Origin of the sequence: Chryseobacterium sp. VD8, from assembly GCF_037149975.1 — a bacterium.
Lineage (GTDB): Bacteria > Bacteroidota > Bacteroidia > Flavobacteriales > Weeksellaceae > Chryseobacterium > Chryseobacterium indicum.
The window spans coordinates 1-20,725 of record NZ_JBBCQL010000007.1 but is presented as its reverse complement, the minus strand read 5'-3'; the positions used below and the strand labels follow the sequence as shown (position 1 = coordinate 20,725).

20 protein-coding genes are annotated in these 20,725 nt (G+C 35.4%); 11 read left to right on the top strand and 9 right to left on the bottom strand.

All coding sequences use genetic code 11. The features are described 5' to 3' along the window. Positions 1-383 precede the first annotated feature (383 nt). Complete coding sequence (locus WFK35_RS01635; RefSeq protein ID WP_336731036.1) at positions 384-1,634, bottom strand: dicarboxylate/amino acid:cation symporter; 1,251 nt, start codon at positions 1,632-1,634, stop codon at positions 384-386. Between the two features lie 224 nt (positions 1,635-1,858). Here WFK35_RS01635 and WFK35_RS01630 point away from each other — a divergent pair, with 224 nt between their 5' ends. From WFK35_RS01630 to WFK35_RS01615, 4 genes are all read left to right on the top strand, one after another. After that, on the top strand, positions 1,859-2,350 hold the full coding sequence (locus WFK35_RS01630) for a BON domain-containing protein (RefSeq protein ID WP_336731035.1): 492 nt from the start codon (positions 1,859-1,861) through the stop codon (positions 2,348-2,350). Positions 2,351-2,356: 6 nt separating this feature from the next. After that, positions 2,357-2,776: an SH3 domain-containing protein gene (locus WFK35_RS01625; protein ID WP_076395538.1), complete on the top strand. Its 420-nt coding sequence runs from the start codon at positions 2,357-2,359 to the stop codon at positions 2,774-2,776. An 85-nt stretch (positions 2,777-2,861) separates the two neighbouring features. Beyond that, positions 2,862-5,552, top strand: coding sequence for a TonB-dependent receptor (locus tag WFK35_RS01620; RefSeq protein ID WP_336731034.1), 2,691 nt, complete (start codon positions 2,862-2,864; stop codon positions 5,550-5,552). Between the two features lie 249 nt (positions 5,553-5,801). Next, positions 5,802-7,661, top strand: coding sequence for a CocE/NonD family hydrolase (locus tag WFK35_RS01615; RefSeq protein WP_336731033.1), 1,860 nt, complete (start codon positions 5,802-5,804; stop codon positions 7,659-7,661). Between the two features lie 606 nt (positions 7,662-8,267). On the opposite strand, the gene WFK35_RS01610 is transcribed toward WFK35_RS01615, so the two are convergent. The 4 genes from WFK35_RS01610 to WFK35_RS01595 form a co-directional block, all read right to left on the bottom strand. Continuing rightward, positions 8,268-8,876, bottom strand: coding sequence for an alpha-ketoglutarate-dependent dioxygenase AlkB family protein (locus WFK35_RS01610; protein WP_336731057.1), 609 nt, complete (start codon positions 8,874-8,876; stop codon positions 8,268-8,270). Positions 8,877-9,142: 266 nt separating this feature from the next. Continuing rightward, a complete protein-coding gene (locus tag WFK35_RS01605; RefSeq protein ID WP_336731032.1) occupies positions 9,143-9,985 on the bottom strand; it encodes a bifunctional helix-turn-helix domain-containing protein/methylated-DNA--[protein]-cysteine S-methyltransferase in 843 nt (280 codons plus the stop codon). 66 nt (positions 9,986-10,051) lie between these two features. Continuing rightward, complete coding sequence (speB, locus tag WFK35_RS01600; RefSeq protein WP_087709204.1) at positions 10,052-10,909, bottom strand: agmatinase; 858 nt, start codon at positions 10,907-10,909, stop codon at positions 10,052-10,054. Positions 10,910-11,038: 129 nt separating this feature from the next. Continuing rightward, a complete protein-coding gene (locus tag WFK35_RS01595; RefSeq protein WP_214590598.1) occupies positions 11,039-11,245 on the bottom strand; it encodes a helix-turn-helix transcriptional regulator in 207 nt (68 codons plus the stop codon). 148 nt (positions 11,246-11,393) lie between these two features. On the opposite strand from WFK35_RS01595, the gene WFK35_RS01590 reads away from it, so the two are divergent. From WFK35_RS01590 to WFK35_RS01560, 7 genes are all read left to right on the top strand, one after another. Further along, the gene (locus tag WFK35_RS01590; protein ID WP_214590599.1) at positions 11,394-11,618 is read left to right on the top strand and encodes a SymE family type I addiction module toxin; all 225 of its coding nucleotides are present in this window, start codon (positions 11,394-11,396) and stop codon (positions 11,616-11,618) included. Positions 11,619-11,774: 156 nt separating this feature from the next. Next, on the top strand, positions 11,775-12,410 hold the full coding sequence (locus WFK35_RS01585; RefSeq protein ID WP_235129883.1) for a hypothetical protein: 636 nt from the start codon (positions 11,775-11,777) through the stop codon (positions 12,408-12,410). A 178-nt stretch (positions 12,411-12,588) separates the two neighbouring features. Then, positions 12,589-13,350, top strand: coding sequence for a DUF4272 domain-containing protein (locus WFK35_RS01580; RefSeq protein WP_336731031.1), 762 nt, complete (start codon positions 12,589-12,591; stop codon positions 13,348-13,350). 281 nt (positions 13,351-13,631) lie between these two features. Beyond that, positions 13,632-13,895, top strand: coding sequence for a DUF2089 family protein (locus WFK35_RS01575; protein WP_214590601.1), 264 nt, complete (start codon positions 13,632-13,634; stop codon positions 13,893-13,895). Beyond that, a complete protein-coding gene (locus WFK35_RS01570; protein ID WP_336731030.1) occupies positions 13,895-14,482 on the top strand; it encodes a YIP1 family protein in 588 nt (195 codons plus the stop codon). The genes WFK35_RS01575 and WFK35_RS01570 overlap by 1 nt, the downstream gene beginning before the upstream one ends. Positions 14,483-14,499: 17 nt before the next feature. Beyond that, entirely contained in the window at positions 14,500-15,861 is a 1,362-nt protein-coding gene (locus tag WFK35_RS01565) for an alpha/beta hydrolase family protein (protein WP_336731029.1), read from the top strand. A 58-nt stretch (positions 15,862-15,919) separates the two neighbouring features. Continuing rightward, the gene (locus tag WFK35_RS01560; RefSeq protein ID WP_336731028.1) at positions 15,920-16,579 is read left to right on the top strand and encodes an HAD family hydrolase; all 660 of its coding nucleotides are present in this window, start codon (positions 15,920-15,922) and stop codon (positions 16,577-16,579) included. Between the two features lie 134 nt (positions 16,580-16,713). Here WFK35_RS01560 and WFK35_RS01555 read toward each other — a convergent pair whose 3' ends face one another. From WFK35_RS01555 to WFK35_RS01540, 4 genes are all read right to left on the bottom strand, one after another. Then, positions 16,714-18,108 (bottom strand): arginine decarboxylase, encoded by a 1,395-nt coding sequence (locus WFK35_RS01555; RefSeq protein WP_116547836.1) that lies wholly within the window; start codon positions 18,106-18,108, stop codon positions 16,714-16,716. 110 nt (positions 18,109-18,218) lie between these two features. Then, positions 18,219-19,094, bottom strand: coding sequence for a tyrosine-protein phosphatase (locus tag WFK35_RS01550; RefSeq protein ID WP_336731027.1), 876 nt, complete (start codon positions 19,092-19,094; stop codon positions 18,219-18,221). 301 nt (positions 19,095-19,395) lie between these two features. Continuing rightward, the gene (locus tag WFK35_RS01545) at positions 19,396-20,025 is read right to left on the bottom strand and encodes a thiamine diphosphokinase (protein ID WP_336731026.1); all 630 of its coding nucleotides are present in this window, start codon (positions 20,023-20,025) and stop codon (positions 19,396-19,398) included. Next, positions 20,015-20,584: a cob(I)yrinic acid a,c-diamide adenosyltransferase gene (locus tag WFK35_RS01540; RefSeq protein WP_235129875.1), complete on the bottom strand. Its 570-nt coding sequence runs from the start codon at positions 20,582-20,584 to the stop codon at positions 20,015-20,017. Before WFK35_RS01540 ends, WFK35_RS01545 begins: the two co-directional genes overlap by 11 nt. Positions 20,585-20,725 lie beyond the last annotated feature (141 nt).

The following is a 20,725-nucleotide window of genomic DNA, read 5'->3' as shown; positions in this document are numbered from 1 at the left end:
GTGTAATTCTAATTTTTCTCATTGCTAATTTTTGAATTAAATTTCTTTAAATAGAATCTGTCATTCTGATCGAATCGCAGTGGAGTGAAGAATCTTTTCTTAAAACAAAGATCGCAAAGATTTTATTTAATAGGATTGAAAATATTTTTCGTTCGCAATGGCGTTTCACTCAGCAAATGATAGCAATGGTTACGTGATTAGAAGTCGTGGTCAAAAATAAATGGTCAATAATGAAAATTAAAAATTCACTATTGACCACTCACAGCCTAGCTTGATTTTTTATAAGATATGAATCGTCAATGGTGAATTCGTTTTGCTTGTAAACTTTCTCTTTAATAATTCACATTTCACAATCGAAATGAAATTGACTTTTCAATCATTAATTACAGATTCCCGCCATGATTTTCCAACTGTCCTTCCCACTTAGAAACCGCTGAGGTTGCCAAAGCATTTCCGAGAACGTTGGTCATACTTCTTCCCATATCGCAAAAATGGTCGATTGGCAGAATTAAAGCAATTCCTTCCGGCGGAATGCCGAACATGGAACAGGTTGCCACAATGATTACCAAAGAAGCTCTCGGAACTCCCGCAATTCCTTTTGAAGTTAGCATTAATACCAGAAGCATCGTAATCTGCTGTCCTACCGTCATTTCAATTCCGTAGATCTGAGCGATGAAAATAGAAGCAAACGTCATGTACATCATGCTTCCGTCCAGATTGAAAGAGTATCCTAATGGTAAAATAAACGATACCACTCTGTTATTACAGCCAAATCTTTCCAGTTCTTCCACCAATTTCGGGAAAACAGCTTCCGAGCTTGTCGTGGAAAAAGCAATCAGCAAAGGTTCTTTTATTCTTCTTAACAATTCGAAAAGACGGTTGCCTAAAATTAAATATCCAACCAGTAAAAGTACGAGCCAAAGTACGCCTAAAGCGAAGAAAAAATCTCTTAAATAAATGGCATAGACTTTAAAAATCTCAAAACCATTGGTCGCGACTACCGCAGCAATAGCACCTAATACTCCAAGCGGCGCAAACCACATGATGTATCCTACCATTTTCAGGATTCCGTGTGCTATAATATCGAATAATTTGATTACAGGCTGAGAATATTCTTCACCTAAATTGGCAAGAGCAATTCCGAACATGATGGAAAATACAACGATCTGTAATACTTCATTGGTTGCAAAAGCTTCGAAAATACTTTTAGGAATAATATGTTTTACAAAGTCTTCCATAGAGAAACCTTTGCTGGTTTTCAATAGTTCTTCTGCGGAAGCAGCATCCTGAATCGGAAGTTTGGTTACGTGTCCCGGTTCAAGCCAGTTTACGAGCATTAATCCAATGAATAATGAAATTAACGAAGCAGAAATAAACCACAGCATCGCTTTCGTCCCTACTCTTCCGATCATTTTAATATCGCTCATTTTGGCAATTCCTACAACAAGAGTTGTGAAAACCAACGGAGCAATAATCATCTGAACGAGACGGATGAACACCGTTCCCAGAAGTTTTATATTTTTAGAAAAAGATTCTGCACTTTCCGGATATTGTGTATGTACAAGTCCGCCGATTCCCACACCGATCACGAGTGCAATAATAATTGCTATAAAAAGTTTATTCTGTCCTTTCATATATATGTTTCAAGATTCGCAAATATAATATTTTTACAATTGGCAGAAAGATTTCATTTCCTCTACAAATAATATTATGTTAAATCAAACACGATTTAAAATTAATTATCTGATTAGTAAAATATTGTAGAAAAATTTACAAAAATTTATTTGAATTTTATCCTTTTGGTACAAATTTTATTATTACATTTACTTGTATTAACAACATAAAAAAATATACAACTATGAAAAAAACGATCGCAATGGCTGCATTAGCTATAGCTGTATCTTTCGGAGCTGTTTCTTGTAAAAAGAAAGTTTCTGATGCCGATCTTCAAACGCAGGCTACTACGGTAGTAACAGCAAATCCTAGTGCTTCTGTAGAGGTGAAGGACGGAGTTGCACACCTGAGCGGGACTTTCGAAACTCAGGAGGCAAAAGATGCAATGATTAAGCAACTGAAAGCCATTACCGGTGTTAAAGAAGTAATGGATATGGCGACTGTAGCTCCTGCTACACCTGCTGTAGCTCCTGTGGAAACTAAAAGCGCGGTAGATCCGATGGTACAGCAAAAAGTACAGGATGCCGTAAAAGATATTCCGGGGGTAAAAGTTGAAGTAGTAAACGGAGAACTTACTCTTACAGGAAGTGTATCTTCTGCTGATGCTAGAAAAGTAAAAGAATCAATCGATGCTTTGAAAATTGGTAAGTACAATAATAAACTAACAGTAAAGTAATTAAAGATGAGCACATTACAAGATAAATATTCAAGTGTGGTTTCTGCTGCTCAGTCTGCTGGAATTTCTAATCTTCAGGTTCAGGAACAGGACGGAATTCTTTACGTTTCAGGAAGTGCTTCCAACACAGCAGCGAAAGATGCGGTCTGGAATGCTTTAGGAGCAATTGATTCTACATATTCTGCTTCAGACATCAATATTGACGTACAGGTTTCAGGTTTGGCAGCAGGTGCAGCTCTTACGGTTGCAACGGACGAATCTAATCTTAATATCAGACAGGAACCTTCTACGGATGCCGCAGTTGTAGGTAAAGCAGCAAAAGGTTCTTCTGTAACTTTGGTTGAGCAGACATCAGATGACTGGTGGAAAGTAAAAACTGAAGACGGGCAGGAAGGTTATGCTTACTCAAGATATTTGAGAGCTTAATTGTAAAGATTTAACATTATTTAAAATAGGAACATCCCTTTTCGGGGATGTTTTTTTTATATTTTAGCGCGTTCAAAAACATTCAATGAAGAAAATCTTATGGTTGCTGCTTTTTTTGTTTAGCTTTTTTATGCTGAACGGCCAAAAGTACGTCATTAAAGGAAAAATTACAGATTTTGGGAAAAGACCTGTGGAGAATGCAACCATTTATCTTTTAAAACAGAAAGACTCTTCATTAGTCGATTATACAGCTTCTAACAGGGAAGGTCTGTTTACAATAAAAACCAAAGAACTTAATGAACCTACAATTCTACAGATTGACGCAGAAAAATTAATTTCTTACTCCACAAAATTCGATACCATCGACAAATCTATTGATCTGGGAGACATCCAGTTGGATAAAAACCAGATTTCGGATATTGAAGAGGTAAAAATTACGGTTTCGCCGATTAAAATTAAAAAAGATACGGTTGAATACAATGCGAAAGCTATCAAAGTTCGTCCCGACAGTAATATTGAAGAACTGCTCAAAAATATTGACGGCGTGGAGATCGACAACAACGGAAAAATTACTGTCAACGGAAAAGAAGCTGACCAGATCATGGTGAACGGAAAGCCTTTTTTTGATAAAGACGGAAAAATTGCGCTAAAAAATCTTCCCGCCGATATTATTAAAAACATCCAGATTACCACCACCAAAACCAAAGAAGAGGAACTTACGGGAAAAACGCCTAAATCACAGAACAAAACCATTAATTTCAATATTGATGAGAAGAAAAACAAAGGCTGGGTTTCAAAAATTTCTGCAGGTTACGGCTCAGATAAACGGTATGACGAAAAAGGACTGATTAATTATTTTAAAGATAAGACCAAGATCAGTTTGCTGGGTTATTCCAATAATATCAATTCGCAGGGTGTTTCTATGGATGATGACAATGGTAAAAATTCAAAGCTGGGGATTCAGAAATCTTCGATGATCGGGGTGAATTACAGTGATAAACTGGGCAAGGAAGTCGAAATTGAGGAACTAGGAATCAAACGAAATACGACCAATCTTGAAACAGCTTCAAAAGTTTCTAAAACCACTTTTCTTCCCGATTCCAACTTAAAAACAGACTCAGAAAACCGCGCCGAAAATGACAGAGAGCAATACACACTGAATTCTACTTTGAAAATAAAGCCGGACACAATCAGTACGATTTCTTTTTCGCCGTCGTTTTCTTTTACAAAATCAAATAATTTCAGAACGGGAAATTCAGTGACTTTTAAGAATGATGAACTTTTAAACAAAAGTCAGTCTTCTACTGTAACGGACTCCGAAAACAACAGTTTCTCGCCTAATCTTCATTACGCAAGAAAATTCAGAAAGAAAAACAGAAGTTTTTATGCCGATTTAATTACTTCGATTCAGCAGAATAAAAACAATAACCTGATCAATTCCGGTACTTTATTTTTTGAAAACGGAGTGGAAAATGTTGCGAAAAGAGATGTAAGAAATCAGCTGAGCCAAAGTAAAAATCAGAATAACAATTATTCATTTAATGCAAAATATACGGAACCTGTTTCGGATTCTGCAAGTGTGACGATGAGTATGGAGTATAATTCGAGAAATTCGGTGAATGAAAGAATTGTTAATGATTTTGATACCGCTACCGGAAAATATACGGTGTACAATCTGGCTTTATCTAACAGTTCGGATGAAAAAAACAATCAGCTTTCGCCGGAGATCAGTTTTAATTTAGATAAAAAAATGCTGAAAATGTGGACATCTTTAGGTTTGAATCTTACAGATCTGAACTATCATTCCACTTTCAACGGACAAAATTATGAGCTTCAGCGAAATTTTGCGCTTCCGAGATATAATTTCGGACTGATTTACAACTTCAGCCAGACTTCCAATGTAAGTATTACCAATGTATCCTATTTCACCCTCCCATCTTCCGCAAACCTGATTCCGTATGTAGATGAATCCAATCCTCTGGTAACGTATAAAGGAAATCCTGATTTGAAAAACTCATGGATGAATTCTACGAATGTTTATTTCAACAATTATAATATTCAGAAAAATTTAAACTATTATTTCAATTTCAGTTTTGTGTACAATAACAACAACACAACCAATTATTCATATTACGATGATTCTGGAAAGCAGTTTGTGACTTACGCGAACATCAGCGGAAATAAAAGCGTCAATTTCATTGCAGGTTTAGGAAAAACGTATAAATGGGAAGATCATAAACTGAATGTAAGACCAAGATCAGGATTTAGTTACAGTTTTAACAGAGGTTTTATCAACGGACAGCAATTCACAGGAAACTCTTACAATTTCAGCCCGGGAATTAATCTTACCTATGAAAAAAAAGATAAAATTACGATCAAACCATCTTACAGCATCAATTATAATTTTTCAGGATATCAAAATTACAGCATTGAAAGTATCAAAAACACGTCTCAGAATTTCAGTCTGGAGCTCACGAATTATTTTTTTAAAACCAATCTTGTCTTTGAAAATGATTTTGAATACAACACGAGTTCGAATATCGCACCTGGCTTCAAGAGGGATTTTTATTTTTTAAATTCAAGTGTGAGCTACACTTTTTTTAAAAAACAGCTTACTGCGCGTATAAAAGTGTATGATGTTCTCAACCAAAACCAAAGTGTCACCAGAACAATTTCCGCTTCCGGCGTGGAAGACAGAGAAGATTTGATATTGAAAAGATATGTGATGTTTTCTCTGGTGATGAAACTGAATAAATTTGGAGGGAAGAAGAAATAGTTTTATTTGAATTTCTTTTGTTAAAATCTTTCATTTTCTTAACTTATGTGATCTTTTTTCCATTTAAATATTGGACTTAAAAAATTAAAGTGTCTAAATCTTTTGCATCTTTTGCGGTAAAAAGTTTAAAATAAAAGATCCATAAAATAATATTTAATTTAGATTCTTCCTTCGTCAGAATGACAACCTGTTGTTAAAACTTTGTGCTAAAAACCATTTTATGATTAAATTAGCTGCAAATTTTAAACAATGAAGATTCACTTTTCGATTTTGTTTGTTTTTCTGTTTGTTTTTGGAAATTCTCAGACTAAACAGCAACCCGATACTTTTGTAAAGGATAATTTTATTAAAAAGGAAATGTATATCCCGATGCGTGATGGCGTAAAACTGTTTACTTCGGTGTACATTCCAAAGGATATTTCCAACAAAAACAAATATCCGTTTCTGATGCAGAGAACCTGCTACAGCGTTGCTCCTTATGGTGAAAACGAATATAAAACCAAACTGGGACCGAACCAATACCTGATGAAAGACAAATATATTTTTGTGTTTCAGGACGTTCGCGGAAGATACATGAGTGAAGGAACGTTCACCAATATGACGCCGCAGGTTGAAAGAAAAACAAAGAAAGATGTTGATGAAAGTACAGATACCTACGACACGATCGAGTGGTTATTGAAAAATATCAAAGACAACAACGGAAAAGTAGGACAATACGGAACTTCTTATCCCGGATTTTATACCGCAGTCGGAATTTTAGCTGAACATCCTGCTTTGGTAGCTTCTTCTCCACAAGCGCCGATTTCAGATTTCTGGAATGACGATTTTCTTCACAACGGAAGATTTATGATGGGCTATTTCAGAACTTTCCCTGTTTTCGGCGTTCAGAAAACGAAGCCTGAAAATAAAGCATGGTATTCTGATTCTATGATTAAAGCCACTTCTGAAGACGGTCTGAAATTTTACAGAGACATGGGAACCTTAAAAGACGGTTATGAAAAATACTACAAAGATAATTTCTTCATGACGGAAATAATGAACCACACGAATTACGATGAATTCTGGCAGAAAAGAAGTCTATTACCTCATCTGAAAAACGTAAATCATGCGGTAATGACTGTTGGAGGATGGTTTGATGCGGAAGATCTTTCAGGACCTTTAAATATTTATAAAACCATTGAAAAAACAAGTCCGAAAGCGAAAAACACGATCGTAATGGGACCTTTCTCTCACGGAGCCTGGGCGTATGAACAGGGAAAACATTTCCACAACCAGATTTATTTCGGAGACAGCATTGCAACGTATTACCAGAAGAATGTGGAAACAAAATTCTTCAATCATTATCTGAAAGGAAATACAAAACAGGATGCAGGTTTACCGGAAGCATTAATGTATGACACCGGTGCAAAACAATGGAGAGAATTTGCAACCTATCCGCCAAAAGAAGCACAGAAAGTGAATTTCTATTTATCGAAAGGAACTTTGAAAAACACAGCAGGACAAGGTTCTTCAGAATATTACAGCGATCCTAATAATCCGGTTTTAAGCTCTGATAATGTAAGAGATTTCAACGGCTTCACCCCGAAAAATTATATGTCGGAAGACCAGAGATTTGCAGAAGGAAGACCTGATGTTTTAACGTTTACAACGGATGTTTTAACGGATGACATTACGTTTGCGGGAGAAATTATGGCTAAATTAAACATTGCTTCCACTTCTACGGATGCAGATTTTGCGGTAAAATTAATTGATGTTTATCCTGAAGATTTTAAACCTGCTGAGAAAAAAGACGGGGTGATCTATGGAAATTATCATCAGATGGTAAGAAGTGAAATTATGCCTGCAAGATTCAGAAATTCAAGAGAAAAAGCGGAAGCCTTGGTTCCGAACCAGAAAACAGCCGTGAATTTCAGATTGCAGGATGTGGTGCATACTTTCAAAAAGGGACATAAAATCCAGATCCAGATTTCTTCGACGTGGTTCCCGCTTTTTGCTATTAACCCGCAGAAGTTTATGGAAAACCCGAATTTTGCAACGAAGGAGGATTACACCAAAGCGTTTATCAAAGTTTTTGATGACAGTTCGATTGAAGTTGAAGTTTTGAAATAAATTTAAAAGCTGTTCGGTTGGAACAGCTTTTTTTTATGTTTTTATTTTCTCGCGGATTGTGCAGATTTTCCCAATCAATCATCTGCTAAATTTGATAAATCTGCGGGAGATAATTATCCATCCAATTTGTCATCATAAAAGGATCTCAACGATATATTAAAACTTTGTGTAGATGCTTTCAGCATGACAAACATAACGTAAATAAATGAACACTCAATTGTTCTGAAAGTTATTTTATTTTTTGTTTCTCGCGGATTTAGCAGATTGTGCAGATTTTTTCCCCTTAATCATCTGCTAAAATTGCGGGAGATGATAATCATACAGCTTGTCATCCTGAAAGGATCTCAACGATACATTAAAAACTTTGTTTAGATGCTTTCAGCATGTGGAAATAAGTCATCATTCAATCGTTCTGAAAGTTATTTTATTTTTTGGTTCTCGCTGATTGTACAGATTTTTCCACTCAATCATCTGCTAAATTTGCTTAATCTGCGGGAGATAATTATCCATCCAATTTGTCATCCTGAAAGGATCTCAACAATACATTGAAAACTTTGTTTAGATAATTTCAGCATGACAAATATACCGTAGATTAATGTAAATAAATCATTCTACAATGGTACGGAACGTAAGATTCACTCTCGGTGTTTTTACTTTTGTGGTTGGAGGAAGCCGGTGCAGCCAATTGTCCTGCGTGGCTCCTTTCATTACCAATAAACTTCCGTTTTCCAGAAATATTTCGGCTTTTTCTTTTGTTGTTTTATGTTTAAATAAGAACTTTCTTTCCGCTCCGAAAGTCAGGGAAGCAATGGCTCCGTGTTTTTTTAAATCTTTTTCGGCATCGCTGTGATACGCCATTCCTTCGCTTCCGTCGTGGTATAAATTCAGAAGGCAGGAATTATAGGTTTCGCCAGTAATTTCTTCACATTTCTTCTTTAATTCTAATAATTCGGGCGTCCAGAATCTGGCATATTTTGTCCGTTTTGAATAGGTGTATTCGAAAGGTTTTTCACCGAACCAGGCTACTTTTCTTTTGGTCAAAATTAATTTTCCGAAAATAACCGCTTCATCATTTTCCCAAGGAATTTCGTTAAAAAGATAATCGAAATAAAAATCAGCTTTTTCTTTGGAGAACACTTTTCCGTAATAATGAACGGTTCCGTCTTTGGGAAGGATATTTAAAGGATAATCTGATACGTCTTCGAATAAACTCATCATAAAGTTTAATGTTTTGTGATTAATGTTTCAAGTTCTTTGTCATTCCGTAGGAATCTAAGCTAAGCATTTTTAAATTTTAACCTCTAATAAATGATCCTATTGATTTTTTTATTAAAATAAGTTTTAGGCTAAAGCCAATTTGGTCAATTGATTATTTTAAACGGGCTAAAGCCCGTTTCTATTGATGGAATAGTTTTATTTTTAAAATTTCAATCAAAATTATTAGCTATTCGTAAAAAAATTAGTGCAATTTGTGTTTGAAATCAAGAGTACATTTTTGAACTCTCCCAGCCGATAATCAGTTGTTTTCTTTCGCTTCCCCACATATAACCGCCAATTTTTCCGGTTGACTGAATTACTCTGTGACACGGAATTAAAAATGCAACAGGATTGCTGCCAATCGCAGTTCCGACAGCTCTTGAAGCATTAGGATTTCCAATTTTATCCGCCAGATTTCCATAGGTTGATAATTTCCCCATCGGAATAGTGAGCAGGCTTTCCCAGACTTTCAGCTGAAAATCGGTTCCTTTTAAATGGAGTTTTATAGTGTTAAGTTCCGTCCAGTCTTTACTGAAAATAGAAAGGGCATTGTTCTGGAAATCATCTTTTCTTTCAAAAAAAGAAGCATTGGGAAATTTAGCCTGTAAATCTCCCAATGCTTTATGATGATCGGTTTCAAAAGCCATGTAGCAGATTCCTTTTTCTGTGGAAGCTGCAATTACTTTTCCAAAAGGACTTTCGGAAAAACTGTAATTGATGTTGAGGCTTTTTCCTCCGTTTTTATATTCTGCCGGAGACATTCCTTCTATTTTCACAAACAGATCGTGCAGTCTGCTTGTACTCGATAATCCTGTCTCGTAAGCCGTATCAAATAAACTCGCTTTCTCTTCCGTCAGCAAACTTTTGGCATGTTCCAGACTGATGAACTGCAAAAATTTCTTCGGACTTGTTCCCGCCCAGTCAGAAAACATCTTCTGAAAATGAGCCGGGCTCAAATGAATTTTCTCCGCCACTTCCTCCAGACTTGGCTGAAGCTTAAAATTGCTCCGAATATACTCTATCGCTTTGGCAATTCTTTCGTAATCTATCTGATTCTGTGTAGACATAACATTGAATTTACCTTACAAATTTCCAAAGAATCTACGGCAGAAAAAATCCGTTTCCTGCGGAATTTAGTTGTTGTTATAAATATGATAGTAAGCAAGCATTTTGTAATATAACTTCGCTGCTAAGAATGCGCTTGGTTTTGCCATCGGAGAATCCATTAATTCTACAATATCAAAAGCGACAACGTTACATTTTTCGAATACTTTTCTTAATAATTCCAAAGTAGGATACCACTGTAAACCACCCGGTTCCGGGGTTCCTGTTGACGGACAAAGCGATGGATCGAAAGCATCAAGATCAATGGTGATGTACACATTTCCTGAAACTTTCTCCAAAACGTCATTTACCCAGTTTTCGTTGTTGGCAATTTCGTGAGCGAAAAATACTCTTCCTTCCGGTAAATATTCAACTTCTTCCACATCCATAGAACGGATTCCCACCTGTACCAGATTATGTTTCTGATTGGCTTCAAAAACCGCACATGCGTGGTTGGAAGTAGAACCGTGGAATTCGGGACGAAGATCTGTGTGAGCGTCCAACTGAAGAACGGTTAAATTTTCAAACTTCTCTCCTACCGCACGAATCGAACCGATAGAAACAGAGTGTTCTCCCCCGAAAAGGGTGAATAGTTTTCCGTCATTATTCAAGAGCTCTTTTGTTTTCTGGTAAACCGCTTCTGTCATGGCTTCCGGTGAAGAATTTTCAGAAACTTCTCCTGCTAAATATACTCCTTCCAGATACGGTTCTGTCTGCGTTTCGATGTCATACAGTTCCATGTTTTCGGAAGCATCAAGGAATAATTCAGGTCCTTTATCAGCTCCTTTTCCCCACGTTGAAGTTCCGTCGTAAGGAACAGTCACCAACATTACTTTCGAGTTTTCTAACGATGCATTTTCCTCAGGAATTCCTGCGTATGTTTTCATGTTTTATGTAAAAATTAAATGATTTCGGCAAAGATACAAAGAAGTTTGGAGAAGTTGGCGGATGATGAAAGGAACAACTTCATGAAGTCATCTGATAAACTTTAAAGTATGATCAATATATTTCGCAGATTATAACGTCGACACGAGTAGTTCTCGAATATCCACTTTCAAAAATTTCGAGATTTCATAAAGTGTTTCAACAGAAGGCTGAACTTCATTCGTACACCATCGAGAAACTGTTGACTCGGTTTTTCCCAAATGACGGGCTAATTCTTTACTGGTTTTGTTTTTTTCAACCAGAACAGATTTTATTCTATTTAAGTTTACTTTCGACACGATGATAATTTATTGACTTTTCCTGCAAATATCGTTAAAATTTAAACACTTGAAAATCAATTCAAAAAAGCAATAAATTATATTTTTACGATAATTTATTTTTACTAAAATATAATTTATTATACTTTTACAACAATAAATAGCCATCATGAAGGAAGAAAAAAAATATCAAAAATCAGGAATAAGACAATTGAAAGTGCATCAGAAGTACATTTTAAGACCGTATCATCGGTATGTTGTATTTCCTGAAATCCGACTTTGTGGAAAATGGCTTCAGGAAACGGGTTTCCATTGTGGACAATCTGTGCTTGTTTGCCACAAGAAAAATAAAATCATCATCACTCTGAATAAGGAAATGAATTCTGATCAATAAAGAAATGTTGATAAAATGGATTGATAAAAAAACTTTAATTATTGCAAGGTTAATTTTTTATATTTGATCTTTACTATTTGTATTGATATTTTAAATAAATATCAACTTAATGGTAATTTTAAAAGACTAATAAAAAAAATCAAATAATATAAATATATGGGATTATTTAATAGAATTTTTGGTAAGGGAAATGTTGAATCTGATAAAATTGCTGAAAGTGATATTCAGAAAATAAAATCTGGAGAAATAAATAAAATTTATCCAATACTTAAGCCGGGTGATTGGGTAGGAGTAAAAGCTGGTGCTTTGAAACAAACAATAATAGGTACACAAGAAGAACCTGAACTTGTTGTTGCTTTTGGTTATGATACCCCGGATAATTTTGTTTTTCTAATGCCACATGATTTAGAAGAAAAAAAGCCAAGTGAAATTTTGAAAGAAGCATATGACAACTTAGAGAAAATTGAATCTAATTTTGAAATTTCCGAAACACTAAACAGACAGGTTTTAACTGCTTCCGGACAAGACTTTTCCAGCGAAAAAATTTTATGCAGAAGCCATATGCTTAAAGCACATGAACTTTTAAATGCAAAAGAACTTTATGTTTCAATCCCAAGGCGAAAATGTATGATGATAACATCAAAACAAGTTGACGAAGAACTTTTTGATACATTTTTACAGTTACATAATCATACCTGGAATGATGATTCCTACGGAAATGCACAAATTTTAAACGCACTTTTCGTTGTAACTGATGGACAGATTGAAGGAATGATTCCATTAGAAAATTAAATAATAAACGCTTCAGCCATCATCGGTTCGCCAAAACGATGACTGAAGTATTTTTACAAAACATTTGTACAAAGTTCAATAGTTTTAGTTTGATTGAATTTTTCATACTGAAATCCTCTACTTCACCAAGCCACAAAACATTAGCTACTGTTTTCAAAACAAACAATAATAGAAAAGTATGAGTTTTTTTAAGAAAATATTTGGTTCATCGGAAAATGAAAACCCGCCAAAACAAACAAATAAGAGTGATGCATTAGAAAAATATAAAGCTATCCCTTGGATGACAGATTTAAGGCTTGATAATATTTCTATATGTCTAAGTTCAGGTTTTAAACCAGCTACTTCTTTGCCCACTGAATTTGAAAGAAAATTGAGACCTAAAATTGAAATTGCAAAAAGACTAAACGCAATAAAGGCTATTGTTCTTTGGCTTATGGTACCTGAGGAAGAATTATCTAATGAGAGAATTTTAAACTTTGTTTCGAATAATGGGTTAGATTTATTTTTAGCAGATGATGAAAGACAAATTCTAAATTCATCAAGAAATGATGAAGAATTAAGAAATCTGATTGGTTGGAAATTTGAAAATGCCTGGTCTTTAGCCTGGTACTTTGGCTACATAGCTCCTGATATAACAGGACAGATGATGACAGGTGAACAAATGCAAGAAATTTTAATTAATTATACTTGTCCGCTTGATGAAAAAATTGAAAACTGGGCTGAAACAGCAAAAACTGTATCAGATGAAGATTTAAATAAGAAAGAAGATTTATTCTATTGTCTTCATAATGCAGTAAGAAGTGCCCAGTTGGGAAGACAAACTGTTCCACAAAATTTTGACCCTATTGGAAATGGCGGAGTTATACACGAAAGAAGACATTCTTTAACGTGGATGCTTTCTGATGGAACGGAATGGGATGAAACAGATTTAAGCACTTAGAAAATATAGCTAACAGCAGCTTGGCAAAATGACCGCTCAAGCGCTTCTATAAAATATTTGTACAAAGTTCAATAGTAATAATTCTATTGAACTTTTTATTAAAATTCTCATCTTCGGCAGCACCAGAATCTTCTCCAACTAAAGTTCTATTCAAGAAATTATTTCAGTTTTCTAAAATAAAATACAATTCAATCACAACAAAAATCACTCAAATTTTAATTTTATTAAAATAATTTTCAACTTTATTAAAATAATTTTTATTTTTACAAAAAGTTAAGAACATGAAACTACCCATCGTTTGCCCAAGCTGCGAATCTGCATTACAGGTAAGCCAGATGAAATGCAACAACTGCGAAACCACCGTCAGCGGAAATTACGAGCTTCCGTTATACTTACAGCTTACGCGCGAAGAGCAGGAATTTATCCTCAGCTTTTTCCTGTCCAGCGGAAGCATTAAAGAAATGGCGAAGCAGGCAGGAAATTCTTATCCTACCATGCGAAACAAGATGGATGATTTAATCGAAAAAATTAAAAACCTGAAGTAATGAACTGGCAAACTCTATTCAATCCGTTTTCTAAATTTTCGGAAAAAACTCTTTTGGTGATTGGTGCTGTTACAGGTGTATTCTTAATTATTTCCTGTTACTTTACCCAAACAAAAATGGACAGTCTGCTCCATTTTTCTTCGGGCGAAGGTTTAAATCTGGTTTCAATCAGTCTCTATGTTTTAATCAGTTTAGTGTATGCGGTTTTACTGCTTTTCGGGCTAGGAAAAATCTTCAATAAAAGAACAAGGCTGATTGATATTGCCAATACTGTTTTGGTTTCACAAATTCCTGTACTGTTTACCGTAATTTCTACCAAACTTTTTGATATTGAAAAACTTTCAGAAAAAATATCCCAAACATCTGCAAAAGATAAAATTCCGGATATTAATATTTTGGATTTAATCAGTCTAACGGTTTTTGCGTTTGCCAACTTAATTTTAATCATTTACAGTTTTACCTTGCTTTTCAACGGTTTCAAAACCGCAACCAATATTAAAAAATGGCAGCAGATCGCCATTTTTGCCTTTGTAACTCTTTTAGGAATTTTAATCTGTCAAATTATTTTACCTCAATTCAGCCTATAACTTAAAAAAATAACATTATGAAAACCAAACTTTTATTGGTGCTGATTGTATTGGCACAGACTTTTTACGCTCAGGAAATAACAGGAAACTGGAAAGGTAACCTCGATATTCAGGGAATGAAACTTCCTCTCGTTCTGCACATCAGCAAAGACGGTGAAAACTTAAAATCCACAGTAGACAGCCCGAAACAGGGAGCAAAAGATATTCCTGTAGACCATACAACCTTTGCAAACAACGAACTTATTTTTGAAGTAAAAGCACTTTCTGTTTCTTATAAAGGAACTTTGAAAAACGGAAAAATTGAAGGAACTTTCCAACAGGGATCGATGTCTCTTCCTCTTACTTTCGAAACTCTTATCGGGGAAGAAAAAGTAAATTTTAACCGTCCCCAAACTCCCAAACCTCCTTTCGACTACAAAACGGAAGAGGTGACTTTTGTAAATCCTGTAGATAAAAATACTTTGGCAGGAACCATTTCTATACCTCAAAACTTTAAAAAATCGGATAAAATTTTAGTCATGATTACAGGTTCCGGAAGACAAAACCGGGACGAAGAGCTTTTTGGGCATAAACCTTTTGCCGTGATTGCAGATTATTTTGCGAAAAAAGGCATTGCCACTTTAAGAATTGACGACCGTGGAATGGGTGGTTCAAGTCAGGGAAAAGATGATGACACAACTGCTAACTTTGCAACAGACATTTCTACAGCGGTTGATTTTCTTGCAGCAAAAGGATATCTGAACATAGGCTTGATCGGACATTCCGAAGGAGGGATGATTGCACCGATCGTAGCAAAAATGAACAACAAAGTGAAATTTTTAGTGTTAATGGCTGCTCCGGGAACTAAAATTGACGAACTCCTGATTCAGCAGAATTATCTGGGCGGCAAACTCGCAGGAATGACTGAAAAAGATTTAGCTGAAGCCAATGTAATGAATAAAAAGATTTATGACTTTATTAAAAGTTACAGCGGAACAACCTATGAAGAAGATCTGAAAAAATTTATGACAGAAAATTTTCAGGGTAAAATGAGTAAGGAAGAGCTGACACAAACCATCAGCCAGACCAAGAAAAACTGGTTCAGATATTTTATAAAATTCAATCCCGACGAATATCTTTCAACCATAAAAATTCCTGTTCTGGCACTGAACGGAAGTCTGGATTTTCAGGTTCCGGCTAAAGAAAATCTGGAAGCCATTCAACAATCTTTAACCAAAGCAGGAAACAAAAATTTCAGAACGGAGGAACTTCCCGGTTTAAATCATTTATTTCAGGAAGCGAAAACGGGAGCATTTGCAGAATATGCAGACATTGAACAAACCATCTCTCCAAAAGCTTTGACTGAAATGGCAGACTGGATCGCAAAACTTAAAAAGTAATCGAAAAATAGTTTCATCATTTCTGAAACGTTTATTATTTTAGTGAAAAAATTCAGATATGCCTTTAAAAGCTGTGCTGTTCGATATGGATGGCGTGATTGTGGATACGGAACCTCTGCACAGAAAAGCCTATTTTAAAACTTTTAATGATCTCGGAATCGATGTTTCGGAAGAGTTATACGCTTCATTTACCGGAGCTTCTACCAAAAGAGTCTGCGAAACTCTGATTCAGGAATTTAATTTAAAACAGACGTACGAAGACATTGCAAAAACCAAAAGAGATTATTTTAAGGAATACTTTTATAATGATGAAGAGTTTGACCTGATTTCAGGCGTAAGAGAACTGATACAGCATTATTACGACAACGGGATCAGACTGATTCTCGCTTCTTCCGCAACAATGGCAACGATTAATATGGTTTTTGAAAAATTTGAGCTTGAACAATATTTTGGAGGAAAGATAAGCGGAGCCGATCTGAAGGAATCCAAACCTCATCCTGAAGTTTTTCTTCTTGCCGCAGAAATGGCGAATGAACCTGTAGAAAACTGTATGGTGATTGAAGATTCCACGAATGGAATTTTAGCATCGCATCGGGCAAATATTTTCTGTGCTGCGTACAGAAGTCCGCATTCTAAAAATCAGGATTATACGTTGGCAAATATTGTGGTTTCGGATTATGCCGAACTAGAACTGGATAAAATTTCAAAATATTTTTAAACAGGAAAAGCTCTCAACATCTGAGAGCTTTTGTTTTATTATTAAACACCAATTGCACAAATAATTTTCACAAATTTCACAATTATTTCTTGTGTTTTTAGTGCAAAAAATTTGTGTTGTTTGTGTTTAAATATTTATTTGTAACCCAAAAGTTTCAGTACATCTTCAGGTTCCTGTTTTTCACGGAAAATTTCATACTGCAACTCACCGTTTTCGTCTTTCTGAATCAAAACGTGTCTCGGCTGTGGCATTAAGCAGTGATGAACTCCGCCGTATCCTCCGATGGTTTCCTGATATGCTCCTGTGTGGAAAAATCCGATGTACAAAGGTTTCGTATCGCTGAAAACAGGCAGGTAAATCGCGTTGGTATGCTGTTCAGAATTATAATAATCATCCGAATCACAGGTAAGGCCTCCCAAGAAAACTCTTTCGTACGTATCTTCCCATCTGTTCAGCGGAAGCATGATAAAGTGTCTGGAAATTGCCCATGTATCGGGAAGAGTCGTCATGAAAGAAGAATCGATCATATTCCATTTTTCTCTGTCGTTCTGACGTTTCTGGGAAATGATTTTATAAATATTGGCTCCGCTTTCACCAACGGTAAAACTTCCGAATTCTGTATAAATATTCGGTTCTTCCACTCCTTCCTCTTCACAGAATTTTTTGATCTGAGAAACGATCTCTTCCACCATATACTGATAATCGTAATCGAACTGCAGAGATGTTTTGATCGGGAAACCTCCTCCGATGTTCAAAGAGTTGACTTCGGGTGCAATTTTCTTCAAACGTGCGTATACACGAAGACATTTATACAATTCGTTCCAGTAATACGCTGTGTCTTTGATTCCGGTATTGATGAAGAAATGAAGCATTTTCAGTCTTGCATTCGGATGCTCTGCAATTTTCTGGCTGTAATAAGGAATGATGTCTTTGTACCCGATTCCTAATCTTGAGGTATAAAATTCGAACTTCGGTTCTTCCTCAGAAGCAATTCTGATTCCGATATCGAAAGTGGTATCAATGCTTTCTGTAAGTTTATCCAGCTCGCGGTAATTATCCAAAATCGGGGTAATATTTTCAAAACCGCTGTTAATCATCTCCGAAATTTTCGCCAGATAATCGTCTGTTTTGAAACCGTTGCAGATTACTTCTATATCTTTTGTTACTTTTCCTTCTTTGTAAAGAGATTTTACGATATCCATGTCATAGGCTGAAGAAGTTTCTATGGAAATGTCGTTTCTTAAAGCCTCTTCCAATACAAATTTAAAATGACTGGATTTTGTGCAATAGCAATATCTATAATTCTTTTTATAATCGGTTTTCTCAAAGGCTTCCCTGAACCAGCTTTTGGCCTTCTGGATATTTTGAGAAATTCTCGGCAGGTAGCTAATTTTTAGCGGGGTGCCAAATTTTTCAACAACATCCATTAAAGGAATGTCGTGAAACAACAAATTGTTCTCAGAAACATTGAATTCCTCGGTAGGGAAATACAACGTCTGATCAATAAGTTCCGAGTACTTTATTTTCATTTCTAAACAAGTGAATTAAGAATGCAAAATTGCTAAAAAAGTTTGGTTTTTTAGCGTTAAAATTATTATAAATTTTAATGGATTTTATTGAAGAAAATAAAGCTGAATTATCAATATGTAAACTTAAGAATATATTCCTGTCTTTTATTTTCAGAAATTCCCAAAGCCTCTTGAATATATCGATCCATAGAACCGTATTTGTTGTTAATTTCATTAAAAGCAGCATCCAGATAACCGGTTTCTATCCAGCTTAATTTCTCCAGAACTTTGATATCCATTTTCGGATAGAGAAAATGCAGGTTATCGGCGAGATGAAGTCTTTTATCGATTAATTTTTTTCTGTAATTATTGGATAAAAGATAATCGTTGTAAATGGTTTCTTTATCGAATTTTAAAATTGTAAGAATGAGAGCGGTTGTGATTCCGGTTCTGTCTTTCCCTGCGGTGCAGTGGTATAAAACAGGCTGATCTGATTCTAAAATTTCTGTGATAATTTTTCTTATGATTTCAGGGTTTTCTGTAACGTAGTCTTTGTAAAACTCATGCATTCTTTTGTCAGCATCTGCACCGCTGACTTTTCCTTTTAAGACCAATTTCTTTGCCTGATCCAACTGATCGCCTTTGTCTTCAAACGCAGAATAATTTTTGTAAACAATTCCTTCCGGAAGATGATCGGGCTTCTTTGCAATTTCCTTTGAATTCTGAAGATCGATAATTTCTCTGATGCCTAAATTTTCAAGTTGTTTAAAAGAAGAATTTTTCAGTTTATATAAATTTCCGCTTCTATACAGCTTACCTTCTTTCAGGGTTCTTCCGTCAATATTTCTGATGTTTCCAACCGTTCTGAAATTGTTGACTTTTTTAATCTGAATATCTTTTCCTGCTTCTCTTTTTCCAAATTCGGGTGTGGAAAATTGTTGTGTTCTGCAGGATAAAACACAGAGTAATGTGATGGTAAGGAATGATATTTTGATGAGGTTTTTCATTTTTATTTTCTCACATATTTCACGAATCTACACCGATGTTCGTGTTTGATTTTTTATATTTTGGCTAAAGCCGGTTGATGTTTTTTAATTTTGAAAACGGGCTAAAGCCCGTTCCTATTGATGCGGATAACTTTATTATTTATTTCTATAAAACCAAGCTCGTGCAATTTGTGAAAACATTAGCAATTAGAAAAATGAGCAAAGTCCTTTCCTATTGATTCTATTAGTTCATTATTTATTCTTAATTGCAAAAATAAATTTGTGCAATTTGTGCAAATAATTCGTGCAATTAGTGTTTACACTACAAATAGTTTTTCCCAACAAACAAAAGCAAATCTCCTGTTTCGTATTGAATAGAAACTTCATCTTCCACAGCAAAATTTCGTGTTCCGATTCTGGAAGTAATATCTAAATTTCCATTGGTTAAAGCCCAGTTTAATCCTTTAGTCGTAATATTTTCAACTGCAGGAAACGGATACAAAGAAATCATTTTGTCTTTCACTCCTGTTACAGCAAATTGTTTCGGGATAAAATAATATTCGGAAAATTCATCATAGAATTTGATCTCGAGTTGATCTTTAAATCCAAAAGCCACGGTAAGATTTCCCAGAAAATGATCCTGCTCTCCTCCGCTTCCTCCAAAAACATCTACTTTTTTAAAATCTTTTTCTGCTATAATTTCTAAAGCTTTCTGGAAATCCGTTTTATCCTGATCGGGCGTGTAAATGAATTTGTTTTCATATACATTTTCGTCCGAGCCGGAATGCGAGTCGAAATCTCCTGAAATAAAATCCAGTTTATCCAAGGGAAAATTCAGATTTTTCAGATAATGAAAAGCACCGTCTGTACAGGCTATGAGACTGTATTCTTCAAGGTTGGGAAAAGATTTGGGAGGATCTCCGTTGATGAAAAGCAGTACTTTATCTTTCATTCGGGTTCCAGTATTCTTCCGGTTCGTTGTTGATTTTTGAAATGTATCTTGCCAAAACAAAAAGATAGTCGGAAAGTCTGTTGAGATATTTAATGAGTTCCGGACGCACTTCTTCCGATTCGTTTAAGAAAACCAGAGAACGTTCTGCTCTTCTGCAGATGGTACGTGCTGCATGTAAAAATGTTGCTGCTTTTCCGCCTCCGGGAAGGATAAAATACTGAAGCGGTTCGCATTTTTCGTCAAAAGCATCCATCCAGTGTTCGAGTTCTTCGATTTCGGTATCTGAAATGATTAAAGGAAGCCGCGATTTTCCGTTTGCCAACATGAGTTTATCCACCGGAGTTGCCGCTTCGGAACCTACGGTAAATAAATCGAACTGGATTTTTTTCAGTTGTCTTAACACTTCTTCATCTTCAATATGGCTTTTGGCAATTCCGATGAAGGAATTCAGCTCGTCTATATTTCCGTAACTGTCGACTCTCGCACTTGCTTTTGAAACTCTTGTTCCGCCATACAAAGCGGTCTGACCTTTATCTCCTGTTTTTGTATAAATTTTCATAGGACTAAATTAGTTTTTTAAAATTAGGTTTACAAATTTTGAGTTTAAGGAACTTTACATTTGTGATTCCGGCTGCGACCTAGCCCAGATTGCAGCATTTGTTTGAGCTCATTTACAAAGTTTCGGCTGCGGCGGCAAAGC